The sequence below is a fragment of the Romboutsia sp. 13368 genome (assembly GCF_018336475.1).
Classification (GTDB): domain Bacteria; phylum Bacillota; class Clostridia; order Peptostreptococcales; family Peptostreptococcaceae; genus Romboutsia.
Genome location: NZ_CP048741.1, coordinates 1,314,849 through 1,315,052, shown reverse-complemented (window position 1 = coordinate 1,315,052; position 204 = coordinate 1,314,849).

Sequence of the window (204 nt, the reverse complement as noted above, 5' to 3'; positions counted from 1 at the left end):
ATACTATAAATAAGAGTGAAAATAAAAATGATATTGTAATATAYGATATCATTTTTTAATAGTATAAAACGGACATTTTTCGATGTAATCACTGAAAAAATAAAGAATCTAGTGTATCATCAATTAATGAAGTGACTAAAAATATAGGTAAAACTATTGATGGTATTATAAAAGAAGATGATAAAGTTAATATAACAACATTAA